Origin of the sequence: Rhizobium vallis, from assembly GCF_003985155.1 — a bacterium.
GTDB lineage: Bacteria > Pseudomonadota > Alphaproteobacteria > Rhizobiales > Rhizobiaceae > Rhizobium > Rhizobium vallis.
On record NZ_ML133694.1, the window covers coordinates 56,120 to 71,763 of the forward strand.

At 60.2% G+C, this 15,644-nt stretch carries 13 protein-coding genes; 10 read left to right on the top strand and 3 right to left on the bottom strand.

The window, feature by feature from the left end; all coding sequences use genetic code 11:
- Nucleotides 1–40: 40 nt before the first annotated feature.
- On the bottom strand, nucleotides 41–406 hold the full coding sequence (locus EFQ99_RS36165) for a hypothetical protein (RefSeq protein ID WP_164736428.1): 366 nt from the start codon (nucleotides 404–406) through the stop codon (nucleotides 41–43).
- A 173-nt stretch (nucleotides 407–579) separates the two neighbouring features.
- Here EFQ99_RS36165 and arcA point away from each other — a divergent pair, with 173 nt between their 5' ends.
- From arcA to arcC, 3 genes are read left to right on the top strand one after another with little or no spacing between them, the layout of a single operon-like run.
- On the top strand, nucleotides 580–1,809 hold the full coding sequence (gene arcA / locus EFQ99_RS23155; protein ID WP_126923558.1) for an arginine deiminase: 1,230 nt from the start codon (nucleotides 580–582) through the stop codon (nucleotides 1,807–1,809).
- Nucleotides 1,810–1,846: 37 nt separating this feature from the next.
- On the top strand, nucleotides 1,847–2,851 hold the full coding sequence (locus EFQ99_RS23160) for an ornithine carbamoyltransferase (RefSeq protein WP_126923559.1): 1,005 nt from the start codon (nucleotides 1,847–1,849) through the stop codon (nucleotides 2,849–2,851).
- Nucleotide 2,852: 1 nt separating this feature from the next.
- Complete coding sequence (arcC, locus tag EFQ99_RS23165) at nucleotides 2,853–3,788, top strand: carbamate kinase (RefSeq protein WP_126923560.1); 936 nt, start codon at nucleotides 2,853–2,855, stop codon at nucleotides 3,786–3,788.
- Nucleotides 3,789–3,802: 14 nt separating this feature from the next.
- On the opposite strand, the gene EFQ99_RS23170 is transcribed toward arcC, so the two are convergent.
- Nucleotides 3,803–5,158, bottom strand: a complete 1,356-nt coding sequence (locus tag EFQ99_RS23170; RefSeq protein WP_126923561.1) for an amino acid permease — start codon at nucleotides 5,156–5,158, stop codon at nucleotides 3,803–3,805.
- 274 nt (nucleotides 5,159–5,432) lie between these two features.
- On the opposite strand from EFQ99_RS23170, the gene EFQ99_RS23175 reads away from it, so the two are divergent.
- The 7 genes from EFQ99_RS23175 (at nucleotide 5,433) to EFQ99_RS23205 (ending at nucleotide 14,461) form a co-directional block, all read left to right on the top strand.
- Nucleotides 5,433–5,792: a hypothetical protein gene (locus tag EFQ99_RS23175; RefSeq protein WP_245441564.1), complete on the top strand. Its 360-nt coding sequence runs from the start codon at nucleotides 5,433–5,435 to the stop codon at nucleotides 5,790–5,792.
- Between the two features lie 187 nt (nucleotides 5,793–5,979).
- A complete protein-coding gene (locus EFQ99_RS23180) occupies nucleotides 5,980–6,906 on the top strand; it encodes a cation diffusion facilitator family transporter (protein WP_126923803.1) in 927 nt (308 codons plus the stop codon).
- Nucleotides 6,907–7,070: 164 nt separating this feature from the next.
- Complete coding sequence (locus EFQ99_RS23185; RefSeq protein ID WP_126923562.1) at nucleotides 7,071–9,332, top strand: arginine/lysine/ornithine decarboxylase; 2,262 nt, start codon at nucleotides 7,071–7,073, stop codon at nucleotides 9,330–9,332.
- Nucleotides 9,329–11,692, top strand: coding sequence for an ornithine decarboxylase (gene speC, locus EFQ99_RS23190; RefSeq protein WP_126923563.1), 2,364 nt, complete (start codon nucleotides 9,329–9,331; stop codon nucleotides 11,690–11,692). The genes EFQ99_RS23185 and speC overlap by 4 nt, the downstream gene beginning before the upstream one ends.
- Nucleotides 11,693–11,712: 20 nt before the next feature.
- Complete coding sequence (gene potE / locus EFQ99_RS23195) at nucleotides 11,713–13,071, top strand: putrescine-ornithine antiporter (RefSeq protein WP_126923564.1); 1,359 nt, start codon at nucleotides 11,713–11,715, stop codon at nucleotides 13,069–13,071.
- 17 nt (nucleotides 13,072–13,088) lie between these two features.
- Nucleotides 13,089–14,006, top strand: coding sequence for an amino acid ABC transporter substrate-binding protein (locus tag EFQ99_RS23200; protein WP_126923565.1), 918 nt, complete (start codon nucleotides 13,089–13,091; stop codon nucleotides 14,004–14,006).
- A 224-nt stretch (nucleotides 14,007–14,230) separates the two neighbouring features.
- Entirely contained in the window at nucleotides 14,231–14,461 is a 231-nt protein-coding gene (locus EFQ99_RS23205; RefSeq protein WP_126923566.1) for a hypothetical protein, read from the top strand.
- Between the two features lie 15 nt (nucleotides 14,462–14,476).
- Here EFQ99_RS23205 and EFQ99_RS23210 read toward each other — a convergent pair whose 3' ends face one another.
- Entirely contained in the window at nucleotides 14,477–15,625 is a 1,149-nt protein-coding gene (locus tag EFQ99_RS23210) for an AI-2E family transporter (RefSeq protein WP_126923567.1), read from the bottom strand.
- Nucleotides 15,626–15,644: the final 19 nt, after the last annotated feature.

A 15,644-nucleotide genomic window follows, 5' to 3' on the forward strand; every position in this document is an offset into this window, starting at 1 on the left:
ACCTTCTAGATTGGATGATTAAATGCCGGATACGACGGGTTTACTGCAAAGGGAGCCCGCGATTGCCGGCGTCAAGGCAGGCATAGCGGAATGCAACATCCGCAGAACGCCGGCAGCAGAAACGAGCCGGCCGAGCGACCGGCATGCCGAAAAGGGCCTCTTGTCCGGTCGATGCTCGTGCATCGTCGGGGAGGGTTCGGTGGTGTGGCGGTTGGTCGTCGAAGCTCCGTTCGAAGAGGATATCGAACTCGCCGTCATTGACGACGAAGGCATCCATGCCCTGATCTTTCCCTGCCAACGCTTGTCCGGCGGATGGGCCAACGCGCTGACCGGCGAGATGCTGGAGGTTCACCCAACCCATTGGCGTGCTTGGAAAATGCAGCGATGCGATGCGTGCGACCTTCATTGAGCGAACCGTATGTCTGATTTCTGAAAAGCCGGAAAACCGCAAATGCTGCGGTGCACCTTGTCTGCAATCAATGACACCAGCGGCTCGGTCCAAATAGGCTACCAGACAGGCTGAACGTGTTCAGAGACCGGCGGTACGACCGCTGTCCTGAGGATTGGAAGGAGGACCGCATGCGTGGTTTCGGCGTTCATTCCGAAGTGGGCAAGCTGAGAACCGTCATGGTCTGCCGACCCTCCCTGGCTCATCAGCGTCTGACCCCTGCCAACTGCCATGACCTGCTTTTCGACGATGTCCTCTGGGTGCATGAGGCCCAGAAGGATCACTACGATTTTGTCCTGAAGATGCAGGAAAGAGGGGTCGAGGTTCTCGAACTCCACGACCTGCTAGGCGAGGCGCTCTCCAACACACAGGCGCGTGATTTCATCCTCGACCGGCGCATCACGCCTAATGTGCTCGGCTCGCAGATCGCCGAAGCGATGCGGCCGTGGCTCGATGAAATGCCGGCCACCCAACTCGCCGCCTTCATGATCGGCGGCATCGCGATTTCCGACCTGCCCGATGTCAGTGCGAAGGCGTTGATGCTGAGCGCCTTGCCGGAAAGCGATTTCGTCATCCCGCCGATCCCCAACACCCTGTTTCAGCGCGACCCCTCGTGCTGGATTTATAACGGCGTGACCTGCAATCCCATGTTCTGGCCGGCGAGGCGGGCAGAGACGCTGATCCAACGCGCCATCTACAAGTTTCATCCGGTCTTCCAAGGCGGCGATTTCCAGATCTGGTGGGGTGATTCCGACAACCAATTTGCCAACGCCTCGATGGAGGGCGGTGATGTCATGCCGATCGGCAACGGCACGGTGCTGATCGGTATGGGCGAGCGCACTACCTACCAGGCCGTCGGCCAGGTGGCGCAGGCCTTGTTCAGAAGCAAGGCGGCAAAGCGGGTGATCGGCTGCCTGATGCCGAAGAGCCGTGCGGCCATGCACCTCGATACCGTTTTCAGCTTCTGCGATCGCGACGTCGTCACGCTGTTTGCCGAGGTGGTCGACCAGATCCGCTGCTACAGCATGCATCCCAAGGACGATGACGGCACATTCGAGATCCATCCCGAAAATACGCCGATGCTCGATGTCGTCGCCGAAGCGCTCGGTCTGCCGAAGCTGCGCACGGTCGAGACCGGCGGCAACTCCTATCAGGCCGAACGCGAACAATGGGACGACGGCAACAATGTCGTGGCGCTCGAGCCCGGCGTCGTCGTTGCCTACGACCGCAACACCTACACAAACACACTGCTGCGCAAGGCGGGCGTCGAGGTCATCACCATTCGCGGCTCCGAACTCGGCCGCGGGCGTGGTGGCGGGCACTGCATGACATGTCCCATCTGGCGCGACCCGGCTTACTGAGGTTTCCACCCACGAAACAGACCGACGGAGCAAGACCATGAGCTTCAATCTGCGCAATCGCTCGCTGCTGACCGTGCAGGATTACACCCCGCGAGAATTTCGCTATCTCCTTGATCTCGCCCGCGATCTCAAGCGGGCCAAATATGCGCGCACCGAGCAGGAGCATCTGAAAGGCAAGGAGATCTGCCTGATCTTCGAGAAAACCTCGACGAGGACGAGATGCGCGTTCGAAGTCGCATGCTCGGACCAGGGCGCCAACGTGACCTATCTCGATCCGTCCGGCTCGCAGATCGGACACAAGGAATCCTTCAAGGACACGGCACGGGTACTCGGCCGCATGTATGACGCGATCGAATATCGCGGTTCTGCGCAACATGGTGTCGAGACGCTGGCGCGATATGCCGGGGTGCCGGTCTATAACGGGCTGACGGATGAATATCATCCGACACAGATGATTGCCGACGTGATGACCATGCGTGAACATAGCGACAAGCCGATCGCCCAGATCAAATATGCTTATGTCGGCGACACGCGTTCGAATATGGGGCATTCGCTGCTGATCGTCGGCTGCCTGCTCGGCATGGATGTGCGCATCTGCGGTCCGAAATCGCTGTGGCCATCGGAAGAATATATGAAGATCGCCAGAGATCTTCAGCAGGCGTCCGGCGCGCGCCTTCTGGTCACCGAAGATCCGAGGGAAGCGGTCAAGGACGTGGATTTCATCCACACGGATGTCTGGGTTTCGATGGGCGAGCCGAAGGATGTCTGGCGCGAACGCATCAAGCTGCTGACCCCCTATCAGGTCAATCAGGATCTGATGAAGGCGACCGGCAATCCGCAGACCAAATTCATGCATTGCCTGCCGGCATTCCACGATACCGAAACCACGCTCGGCAAGCAGATCGCCGAAGACTACGGCATGAAGAACGGTCTCGAAGTTACCAATGATGTCTTCGAGTCCGAGGCCAATGTCGCCTTCGAGCAGGCGGAAAATCGCCTGCACACGATCAAGGCCCTGCTTGTCGCTACCTTGGGAGACTGACATGCGTGTAGTCATTGCGCTGGGCGGCAATGCGCTTCTGCGGCGCGGGGAACCCATGACTGCCGATACCCAGAGGCGAAATGCGCGCACCGCGGCCCAGGCGATCGCGCCCCTGGCGGCGGAACACGAGCTTGTCATAACACACGGCAACGGGCCGCAGGTCGGGCTGCTCGCGCTTCAGGGGGCGGCCTACAAACCGGAGGAAGCCTATCCGCTCGATGTTCTCGGCGCCGAGACCGAAGGCATGATCGGCTACATGCTGGAGCAGGAGCTCGGCAATCTCCTGCCGTTCGAGCAGCCATTGGCGACGCTCCTCACCATGGTCGAAGTCGATGCCGACGATCCCGGCTTTCAGAACCCGACCAAATTCGTCGGTCCGGTCTACGACAAGTCCGAGGCGGACCGGATACGCACGGAAAAGGGTTGGGTCTTCAAGCAAGATGGCGAAAAATGGCGTCGCGTCGTCGCCTCGCCGGCACCGAAACGCATCTTCGAGATCCGTCCGGTCCGCTGGCTCCTGGAACAGCGTACGATCGTCGTCTGTGCCGGCGGTGGCGGCATACCGACCATGTATGAAAAGGGTGCCGATCGGAAGCTGATCGGCGTCGAAGCCGTGATCGACAAGGATCTCTGCTCGGAGCTTCTGGCACGCGAGCTCAACGCCGACCTGCTGATCATGGCGACGGATGCCGAGGCCGTCTACACCGACTGGAGCAAGCCATCCCAGAAGGCGATCCATCGCGCCCGCCCCGATGATCTCAAGGCGTTCTCCTTCCCGGCCGGCTCGATGGGGCCGAAGGTGGACGCAGCCTGCCATTTCGCCCGTGCCACCGGCAAGGCGGCGGCGATAGGTTCGCTTGCCGATATTGCCGGAATGGTGCGCGGCGAGCGCGGTACCATCATCGATGGCGGCTTCGACGGTCTGAGCTGGCACTGATCCTTCAAGACACCCTATCCTGACACGGCCGGGCGCGTTGCTGCACCCGATGCTGACGCTTTGTCTGTCGCTTCAGTAGCGTTTCGCTTTTGCCAGACATAGACGGGGATTCCGAGCATCAAGAGTACCAGACCGTAGAGCACCGGTTCGGCGCCGGAGCCGTAAAGGGTGAAGATTGCGAAGATGAAGGCGATGGCTTCGATCACGCTGACCCTTGGCATCCGCCCAAGCCTCGCGCCTGCAACAAGAGTTCTGGCAAGCGAACAGAAGGCATAGGGAACGACGGCGGCCATCGTGCTCAACCCGACCATCAGACGATAGACTGCGGCGAAACCTTCTGAACCAAACGCCTGGACGAGCACCAGGATCGTTGCAAACGAGGCCGAGATGACCATCCCCCATGCCGGCACGCCACGCTGGGAGAGCCGGGCAAACAGCGGCGGAAACAGTCCGTCGCGGGCAGCCGCCATTGGAACCTGTCCCATCAGTAGGGTCCAGCCGTTCAGTGCGCCGATCGAGGAGACCAGCACGGCGATCGAGATCACCAATTCACCGAACCGTCCCCACATGACCCCAGCGGCCTGAGAGAAAGGCGCGACCGAGTGAATGAGCTCTTCGCGGGGCACGAGGCCCATCACCACGATGGTGCCGAGCACATACAGCGTGGCGGCGATCGAAATCCCGAGAACGGTCGATCGCGGAATGGTTCGTTCCGCATTTTCGACATCGCCTGCAGGAACGGTCGCCGATTCCAATCCCAGATAGGCGAACATCGTCAGCGGCGCCAGCGTTGCAAATGACTGCAATAATGGCTGGCCACTCGGATTGAATTCGGAGAAATGCGATGTGTCGATGTAGAGGAGGCCGATAATCGCGACAGCGCCGAAGGGGAGGAGCTTGGCGTATGTCGTCACCTGCGCGAACAGGCCGGCCGCGTGAACGCCGCGAAGATTGACGAGCACGATCGCCCAGATCACACCAAGTGTCACCACGGTCGCAGCGAGGCGATTGCCAAGGGCAGGGAAGAGGTCGATCATCACGCCGGTGAAGGCGATCGCAATGACCGGCAGCGATGTCCAGATAGAAATCCAATATCCCCAGGCGATCAGAAAGCCGGCAAAATCACCATAGGCGAGCCTCGTATAGGCATAGGGACCGCCGACCGCAGGCACCAGGCTCGCCAGCCGCGCGAAGGTTAGGCCGAGGCAGATCGCGCCGGCGCCCATGATAATCCAGACGATGATCGCCAGGTTTCCGTAGGGCGCGACCGCGGCCGGGGAAAGATAGAAACCCGAGCCCACCATATTTCCCACCACGATGGCGGTGCAGGCAGCAAGTCCCAGGCTCTTGCCATTTGGTGAGGTTGTCATGGTCCCCTCCCGAGAGACGCCCTTTCCGGTACCGATGTCGCCTCGGACATCGGTTCTCGGTGACAATCTTCCACTCAATGAATGGGCGCCGCAATCCGGTTCAATGCGTAGTGGGGCGACCGCCTTGAACGGTTGCGTTGACCTGCAGGGTCGCGCTTTCGGAAAATCTGGTTGCTATCCTGTTTGAGCACCATTGATCGTACTCAATGCCTGGCTCCGGCGCATGAGCTATCTTCCGCAACCGAACATCATTTAGTTCTCGGGAGTTAGAGCGATGAAGATGGCCATGATCATTGGACTTGCCGTGTTCACTGCCGCCGCCGGAATTGCCCCGGTCGAGGCCCAGCAGACCAGACGCGAATATCGGAGAATGAACTGGAGCGAGAATCTGCCCGAGGCGGTGCGAACTTATCACGACCGACGGTTCACGATCGTTAGCTACAGGATGGCAGAATTTTCGGAGACCGGCTCACACCCTAAGCAGGGGAGTGAAGAACATGTCAAAGCCATCAGAGACGCAATTCGTGCGAACAAATGGCTTACAGCCCAGCTCAAGACCAAGAAGCTTACCGCAAACGACATCGAATGGGTCTCGCGGGCACGCAACGGCAATATGACCTTCTACACAAAATGAGCGGCATCTGTGTCGTGTAATTTCAGGGTGAGGCAGCCGCGCGGCCTTCCCCTGCTCGTCTGCCGGATGACGGCCGCGCGACTGCGGCCGTCAATAGAAAAGCAGATCCGCCCCGTTTCACACCTCGTCTCACCTTCACGATCAGCATAAAACGATTGGAACGAAGGGTGTTGGAGGCGGGGCAATGATGTTAGGCGAGCAGGGATTTCTCAGGATCTCGATCGCGGCGACCGTTATGGTTGCTACACTCGGCGTGGTTTTCGGTATTCTTTCCGGATCGTTCTCCATCGCATTCGACGGCGTTTATTCGCTGGCCGATGCGGCGATGACCGGGCTTGCGCTCTGGGTTTCCAGCCTGATCATACAATCGACGCGGAGCGACGCACAGTCGGGCAGAATCCGAAACCGTTTTACCATGGGCTTCTGGCACCTGGAGCCGATCGTCCTCCTGCTCAATGGCTGTCTGCTGATGATGGTCGGTGTCTATGCCTTGATCGGTGCAATCATCAGCATCCTGAACGGCGGCTATGAACTGCAATTCGGCGTGGCGATCGCCTATTCCGCGGCGACCATGTTCGTATGCGCTGTCATGGCCCTCATCGGTATCAGGCTGAACCGCCGTATCAGATCCGATTTCATCTCGCTTGATATCAAGGCCTGGATCATGTCCGGCGCGATTGCATTTGCACTGCTCGTCGCGTTTCTGATCGGCATGGCCGTGCAGGAAACATCAGCCGCTTGGCTTGCGAGCTATATGGACCCGGCGGTGCTGGCCCTCGTCTGCCTTGTGATGATCCCGCTACCGGTCGGCACCGTCTGGAAGGCGCTCAGCGAAATCCTGCTGATTGCCCCCGTCGATCTCCAGGAACATGTCGATCGCATTGCCTCGGACACGGTTTGCCGCCTCGGCTTCGTCTCGCACCGTGCCTATGTCGCACAGGTCGGTCGTGCAAAGCAGATCGAACTCTATTTCATCGTGCCCGAGGGGCTTCCTGCAAAGACCGTGGAAGAGTGGGACGCGCTGCGCGACGAGATCGGCAATGCGATCGGAGACGAGAGCGCCAATCGCTGGCTGACGATTGCCTTTACCGCCGATCGGGAATGGGCGGAATAGCGGGGACGCGCATCGACGCCCACCGAACGGAAGCGAAATGCTTTGTGTCACGTTGATTGCAATCAACGACGCTGCACGACCCGTCATGTACCATCCCTCCAACCTGAGATGCATGCGACTGCATGGCAGCCGCAACCCTTGCCCCTCGGTTTCTGGAGGAACTCATGGAATTCCAGACAGCATTTCCGATCGCCGTGATTGACGAGGATTTTGACGGCAAGAGCGCTGCCGGCCGTGGCATGCGCGATCTGGCCTCAGCCATCGAAAAGGAAGGATTCCGGATCGTTTCCGGCGTTTCCTACGCGGACGCGCGTCGTCTGGTCCATGTCTTCAACACTGAATCCTGCTGGCTGGTCTCCGTCGATGGAACCGAGGACAAGGCCACGCGCTGGCAGGTGCTGGGAGAGGTGCTGGCCGCAAAACGGCAAAGAAACGACCGTCTGCCGATCTTCCTCTTCGGCGATGACACGACCGCTGAAGACGTGCCGGCTGCAGTGCTGCGCCACGCCAATGCCTTTTTCCGGTTATTCGAGGATTCGGCGGAATTCATGGCGCGCGCCATCGCGCAGGCCGCCCGCAACTATCTCGACAGGCTGCCGCCGCCGATGTTCAAGGCGCTGATGGACTATACGCTGGAGGGCGCCTATTCCTGGCACACACCCGGCCACGGCGGCGGTGTCGCCTTTCGCAAAAGCCCGGTCGGCCAGCTCTTCTATACGTTCTTCGGCGAAAACACGCTGCGCTCCGATATATCAGTATCTGTCGGCAGCGTCGGCTCGCTTCTCGATCATGTCGGGCCTATCGCCGAGGGCGAACGCAATGCGGCGCGCATCTTCGGTACGGACGAGACCCTGTTCGTCGTCGGCGGCACATCGACCGCAAACAAGATCGTCTGGCATGGCACGGTCGGGCGCGGCGATCTCGTGCTCTGTGATCGCAACTGCCACAAGTCCATCCTGCATTCTCTTATCATGACGGGTGCGACGCCGATCTATCTGACGCCGTCGCGCAACGGGCTCGGAATCATCGGCCCGATTTCGAAGGATCAGTTCACGCCTGAGGCGATCGCCGGCAAGATCGCCGCCAGCCCATTTGCAGGGCAGACGAGCGGCAAGGTCCGGCTCATGGTCATCACCAATTCGACCTATGACGGGCTTTGCTACAATGTCGATGCGATCAAGGCATCGCTCGGTGATGCGGTCGAGGTGCTGCATTTCGACGAAGCCTGGTATGCCTATGCCAACTTCCATGAATTCTACGATGGCTTTCATGGGATCTCGTCGAACCAGCCCGCCCGATCGCAGAACGCCATCACTTTTGCCACGCACTCGACGCACAAGCTGCTGGCCGCCCTGTCACAGGCATCGATGATCCACATCCAGCATGCCGAGAACAAGCGTCTCGACGTCACCCGCTTCAACGAAGCCTTCATGATGCACACCTCGACCTCGCCGCAATATGGCATCATCGCCTCCTGCGATGTCGCGGCCGCCATGATGGAGCAGCCGGCCGGGCGCGCGCTGGTGCAGGAGACGATCGACGAGGCGATCAGCTTCCGCCGCGCGATGAATGCGGTGAGGAAACAGACCGAAGGCAGTTGGTGGTTTGACGTCTGGGAGCCGACGGTCGCCGAGCAGACGCCGAGCGACACGCATGCAGACTGGGTCCTGAAGCCGGACGATGCCTGGCATGGTTTTGCCGGCCTTGCCGAAAACCACGTCATGGTCGATCCAATCAAGGTCACGATCCTGTCGCCGGGCCTCTCGGCAAGCGGCGTGATGGACGAGCACGGGATCCCGGCGGCCGTCATCACCAAGTTCCTGTCGTCGAGGCGTATCGAGATCGAAAAAACCGGCCTCTATTCCTTCCTTGTGCTTTTCTCGATGGGTATCACCCGCGGCAAGTGGAGCACGCTCGTCACCGAACTCCTCAATTTCAAGGATCTCTACGACGCAAACGCGCCGTTGACGCGGGCGCTGCCCGCACTCGCCGCGGCGCATCCGGAAGCCTATGGTGGCATGGGGCTGAGAGACCTCTGCGAACAGATCCATGCAATCTATCGCAAGGACGATGTGCCGAAGGCGCAGCGCGAGATGTACACGGTCCTGCCGGACATGGCGCTGCGTCCCGCCGATGCCTACGACCGGCTGGTCAAGGGCAAGATCGAGAGCGTCGAGATCGACAATCTCATGAACCGCATCCTCGCCGTGATGATCGTTCCCTATCCGCCTGGAATCCCGCTGATCATGCCGGGCGAGCGGATTACCCAATCGACGAAATCCATCCAGGACTACCTGCTCTACGCCCGCGACTTCGATCGCAAATTCCCTGGCTTCGAAACCGATATCCACGGCCTTCGCTTCGCGCCCGGTGACGGCGGACGCCGTTACCTTGTCGATTGCATTGCAGGGGAGGGGCAGGAATGATCCCGCGTGATGTGAAATCTCCGACGGTCGCCATTCCGTTTCACAAGATGCTGAAGATCGTCGCCGTCATCGACCGCGATAATTCTCAGGCTCAGGCGCTGGTGGCACAAATCACTGCCCAGGGTTTCGAAGTGGAAGTGCGCGACGACTATTGCGCCGACGTATCGGAGGATGCCGACGTCGGTGCCTATATTGGCTCGGTCGAAGGCGGGCGGCTGCCGGCGGCGCGCGGCTTCCTTCGCTCGGTCAGGGATATAGGCTTTCGCACGCCGATCTGGGTGATGGCCGATACGCTGACGATTGCGGATTTGGATGTTGTCGAGATGGCCGGCGAAGTTGACGGTTTTGTCTATCTCGGCCAGCAGACGCCGACCTTCTATGCCAAGCAGATCGTTTCGAGCGCGGTCAATTACGGCAAGTCGCTGTTGCCGCCGTTTTTCGGCGGCATGATGGCCTATGACGGCGAGGCCAATATCGCCTTCGATTGCCCGGGGCATCAGGGCGGCCAGTTCTATCGAAAGTCACCGGCCGGGCAGCTCTTCTTCAAATATTTCGGCGAGAGCATTTTCCGCAATGACCTCTGCAACGCAGATGTCGATCTCGGCGATCTCCTGATCCATGAAGGACCGGCCGTGGAGGCCCAGAAGCAGGCGGCGCGCATCTTCGGCGCGGATCGCACCTATTTCATCCTCAATGGAACGAGCACGTCCAACAAGGTGGTGGCCAATGCGGTGCTGCACAGCGGGGATCTCGTGCTCTTCGACCGCAACAATCACAAATCCCTGCATCAGGGGGCGCTGGTTCAGGCAGGCGCTATCCCGATCTATCTGCCGACCGCGCGCAATTCCTTCGGCATGATCGGCGCGGTCGACTGGGATGCCTGGGACGAGAGCTGGCTGCGACAAAAGATCGAGGAACATCCGCTCGTCACCGACAAGAACCGTGCGCAGGCGGATCGGCCTTTCCGCCTGGCCTGCATCCAGCTCGCGACCTATGACGGCACGATCTACAATGTCAGCCAGGTGATGGAGAAGATCGGCCATCTCTGCGACTACGTGCTCTGGGACGAGGCCTGGATCGGCTACAATGCCTTCCACCCGCTCTTCGAGGGCCATAGCCCAATGCGGCTGAAGGACTTGTCGGCCGATATGCCGGGTTTGTTTTCCACCCAGTCGGTGCACAAGCAGGGGGCTGGTTTCTCCCAGGCTTCGCAGATCCATAAGCGGGACGAACATATCAAGGGCCAGCGCAGGTTCGTCGAACACAAGCGCTTCAATGAATCGCTGCTGATGCATGTCTCGACCTCTCCCTTCTATCCGCTTTTCGCCTCGCTCGATGTCAATGCCAAGGTGCATGAGGGCAAGGCCGGTGAGATATTCTGGGACCGCTGCATCGAGCTCGGGATCGAGGTGCGCAAGAAGCTGCGCGGCTTTGTGGAGCACTACGAGACCAAGGCTGCGAGTGCAGAAGAGCAATGGTTCTTCGATCCCTTTGTACCGGACAAGGTTTCGGTCTCGGGCTCGAAGCATACCGGCGATCTCGCCGATACCAGATGGGAAGATATACCGACCGATGTGCTGAAGCGCGAGCAGCAATGCTGGCGGTTCGATCCGCAGGCAAAATGGCATGGTTATGCCGGCTATGCGCCCGGCTACACCATGGTCGACCCCAACAAGCTTGCAATCCTGACACCCGGCATCGACCGGAAGACCGGCGAGTATCGCGAATTCGGAATTCCGGCGACCGTCGTTGCCAATTATCTGCGCGAGCAGCGGGTCGTCGCCGAAAAGTGCGATCTCAACAGCCTGCTTTTCCTGCTCACTCCAGCCGAAGACGAGAGCAAGCTGAACACGCTCGTTGCCAAGCTCGTCAAGTTCAAGAACCTCTGGGATCGCGACGCACCGCTGCAGGAGGTGCTGCCGACCGTCTTTGCGGCCAATCGCGACCGTTATGCCGGCTATACCGTCCGCCAGGTTTGCGGCGAAATGCATTCCTTCTATCGCGAGGCAGGCGTCAAGGAGCTGCAACGCCTCTGCTTCCGCTCCGACAGCTTCCCGGAACCGGCAATTGCACCCAAACAGGCCTATGAAGCGCTGGTCGCCAACAATGTCGACTATGTGTCGTTGACGGAAGCCGCCGGCCGCATTTCGGCGACCCTGGCGCTGATCTACCCGCCCGGTATTGGCGTGATCGTGCCGGGAGAACGCTGGGACGACCGGGCGCGACCCATGCGGGACTATTTCCTCGCCTTCGAAGAATCCTTCAACCGGTTTCCGGGCTTCAACTACGAGGTCCAGGGCGTGTTCCAGGAGCGGATCGATGGGCGGATCAAATTCCACACATATGTCGTGCGCGAATAGGGGGCAGGGAGGATTTCATCATGACCGACAACACGATGCATCTCGCGGCCGAGGCCACGGCAAAGAAAAAAATGAATCTGGTGCAACTCACCTTCATCGTCGCCGTCAACATGATGGGGTCGGGCATCATCATGCTGCCCGCCAATATGGCGCAGGTTGGTGCGATCTCGCTCCTTTCCTGGCTCGTGACCGCCGTCGGCTCAATGGCGATCGCCTATGGCTTTGCTCAGGCCGGGCTGTTCAACCAGCGTCCCGGCGGTATGTCCGCCTATGCGGAGGATGCCTATGGGAAGGACGGCTATTTCATGGTGTTCTTCCTGTATTTCCTGTCGCTTGCCATCGGCAATGTTGCGATCGGCATTTCGGCCGTCGGTTATCTCGCCGGGTTCTTTCCGGTGCTGACTTCCACGCCGATCATGACCTGCCTGGCGCTGATCGTGCTTTTGTGGCTGACGACGGCCGCCAATTTCGGCGGTCCGCGCATCACCGGCCGCATCGGATCGATCACGGTCTGGGGCGTCATCCTTCCCGTCGGGCTGCTGTCGATCATCGGCTGGCTCTGGTTCAGCTCCAGCACCTTTGGTGCAGCCTGGAACCCGAAGGGCCTGACGCTCGCGCAAGGTATGGGATCGAGCATTTCGCTGACACTCTGGGCCTTCCTCGGCATGGAGTCCGCCGCGCAGAATTCCGATGCCGTCGAGAATCCCAAGCGTGACGTACCGCTCGCCTGCATGTTCGGCACGCTCGGCGCCGCCGTCATCTACATCCTGTCGACGACGGTCATTCAGGGCATCGTGCCGAATGCGGATCTCGCCACCTCCACGGGGCCGTTCGCGCTCGCCTATGCCACGATGTTCAATCCGACCATTGGTTCGATCATCATGGCGCTTGCGGTGCTTGCCTGCCTTGGCTCCCTGCTTGGATGGCAATTCACCATCGCCCAGACGGCGAAGACCGCCGCGGAAGAGAGGATGTTTCCATCGATATTTTCCCGGGTGAACGAGATGGGGGCGCCGGTCAGCGGCATGATCATTCTCGGCATCGTACAGACCTGCCTCGCGCTGATGACCATATCGCCGACGCTCAGCGAACAGTTCTCGGCTCTCGTCAATCTCGCCGTGGTGACGAATGTGCTTCCCTACATCATCGCGCTTTCGGCGCTGTTCGTCATGATGAAGGCGGCCCGCGTACCACAGGCGAAATACCGCCTGAACGCCACCATCGCCCTTGTCGGCATGGCCTACAGCGTCTTTGCCATCTACGCCTCCGGCAAGGATGCGGTGCTCGGCGGCATGATCGTGACGGGGATCGGCTTCATCATCTACGGCCTGATTGCACCGCGTTTTGTCGATGGCGCGAACCGGGCGCCAGTTGCCTAAAAGAGGGAGGACCAGACATGTCGAGAAGAAATGGTCACTGGGCGATTATCGCCGTCTCTGTCGCCGCCGCGACGGCCCTCAACACGCCCGTACAGGCGCAGACGCTCGACCGCGTCAGGACAAGCAGCGCGCTGAAATTCGGCTACGATCCGGACGCGCGGCCATTTTCCTTCAATGCCGAACAGGGCAAGCCTGACGGCTATGCCGTCGCCCTCTGCAACAAGATTGCCGATAGTCTCAGGGCACAGCTGAACCTGTCGAAGCTCGATGTGGAATGGGTCTCCCTTTCGGGTGATTCCAAGACACAGGCGATTGAGAGCGGCGCGGCGGATCTTGTCTGCGGTGCCGAGCCGGTGACGCTGACGCGCCGGCAGAAGGTCTCGTTCTCCATCCCGATTTTTCCGAGCGGCACCGGCGCGCTGCTGAGCGCCAGCGCTCCGCTGGCGCTGCGGGAAGTCCTGCAATATGGCGAACCGTCGAGTCGTCCCGTCTGGCGGGGCTCCCCCGCCCGCACGATCCTCGAACACAAGACATTCTCCTCGATCGCCGGCACGACGAGCGAAGGGTGGCTGTCAGACAGGATCAAGACCTTCCAGCTCGCCGCGACGGCGACGCCGGTCAGCGACTACCGGCAGGGGATCGAGCGTGTCCTGGACGGTAGCTCGGCGGTGCTGTTCGGCGACATGCCACTGCTGATGGACGCAGCGGCACGGAGCGACAGCTCCGGCAATCTTATCGTCCTGCAGCGTTATTTCACCTACGAACCGCTTGGCCTCGAACTGGCGCGCGGGGACGAGGATTTTCGCCTGGCCGTCGATCGCGCATTGAGCCAGACCTACGCGTCGCCGGATTTCCGGGCCTTCTTCACGACATGGTTCGGACCGCCCGACGAAGCGACCGTGACATTCTTCCAGCAGACGGCCTTGCCGGAGTAGGTGGACGCTGGCTCTACATGCAGAGGGTCAATTTGGCGGAAGCGGCTCGCCACTTCCGGTTTTGCTGCCCGCCGAGGCGCTTCACGGCTTTTTCCCTATAAAATATCAATCCAAGAGGGATTTTTCTCTCAACGCGAAACATTTTGTCTGTGAGCCGGGAACGATCCGGCCCCTCTGCGACTTCGTATCAAATGCAAACGTGCTTTGAATGCGGAGGCTGATTCATGAGCCGAGAATGCGGCCGCAGAAAACTAATGTTGCGCCTTCCTGATATCCGTCATCTTCTGGCGACCATGACCAATGAGACGCTCGGGGAGATGTTCGAGACCTACGATCTTGCCGTCGATGCGCTGGAACGATTCCGAATACAGAGTGAGGACAAGCTGGTCAGGGAATATGAGCAGCTCTGCTACGAAATAGAGCAGGAGGTCGTCGTCTATTGTACCAGGCGGTGAACCTGCCGATGCGGCCTAACTGAAGCGCTCGGACTCGGCCGTGAAATCCGCGGCGGGGCTGTTTTCAGAAACGGTCGCCGCTGCCGGCGGCCAGGCCCAGGCTTTGAGCAGCTCGTAAAAGACGCTGAGCACCACTGGCCCGAGGAAAAGCCCCAGAAGACCATGGGAAAGCGTGCCGCCGATGACGCCGATCAGGATGACAAGCATCGGAGTCGATAGGCCCCGCGCCATCAGAACGGGCTTCAGGATATTGTCGACGACCATGATCGGCACCGCAAGGCAGGTAAAGACAAAGGCGGTTGTTGACGACCAGGAAAACCACGCCCAGATGATGACCGGCAGCAGCACCAGCGCGGGTCCGAGTTGCATGAGGCAGAGCATGAAGACCGCGAAGGTGAGGGCTCCGCGCGCCGGGACGTCAAAAAAAGCAAAGCACAATCCGCAGAGCAGGGTCTGCAGAAAGGCAACGCCGATGACACCCCGAGACACGTTGCGCACGGTGGTTCCAGCCAGCCTGGCAAATCCGACGCCCTTTTCGCCTGCGATCCGGCTCGCCAGCACCTGTATCGCCGATGCCAGGCGCGTGGCCTGTGTGAGAAACAGGCCGGAAAGCATGATCGAGATGACGAAGCTCAACACGCCACCGCCGATCGAGGCAAGTTTCGTCACGACTACGCCCATGACCTCACGGATGGGCGCCTGAAACTTGATCATGGCCGAGGCGAGATCGCCGGCGACCTGGTTCCAGATGTCGTGGAGGCGCTCGCCGACGACAGGCCATTCTTTGATGGCGGCCGGTGCTGAGGGCAGCGTAAACTCTCCCGTCCGCAGGTTGCCGATCAGCGCCTGCACGGCGTCAGCGAAGCTGACCGCCACCAAGGCAAGCGGAGCGATGATCAGGACCAGACAGCTGACGACGATGATGATGGCCGCAATCACCGGCCTGTTTCCGAGCAGCCGCGAGAGCGCCGCAAATATCGGGAAAAGCGCCACGGCAAGAATCGCCGACCAGATGACGATCAATGCGAAGGGCGCGATGAGAACCATCGTCCAGTAGGCGAAAAGTCCGATGATGCCCAATCGGACGAGATCGCTTACCCTTGCCTCTATCGAAATCTGGCCGGCGTCGGTCTTCGGCGCTGGCGTATCGGCCGTCTGCTCCATCGCTGCGTCCGCCAAGTTT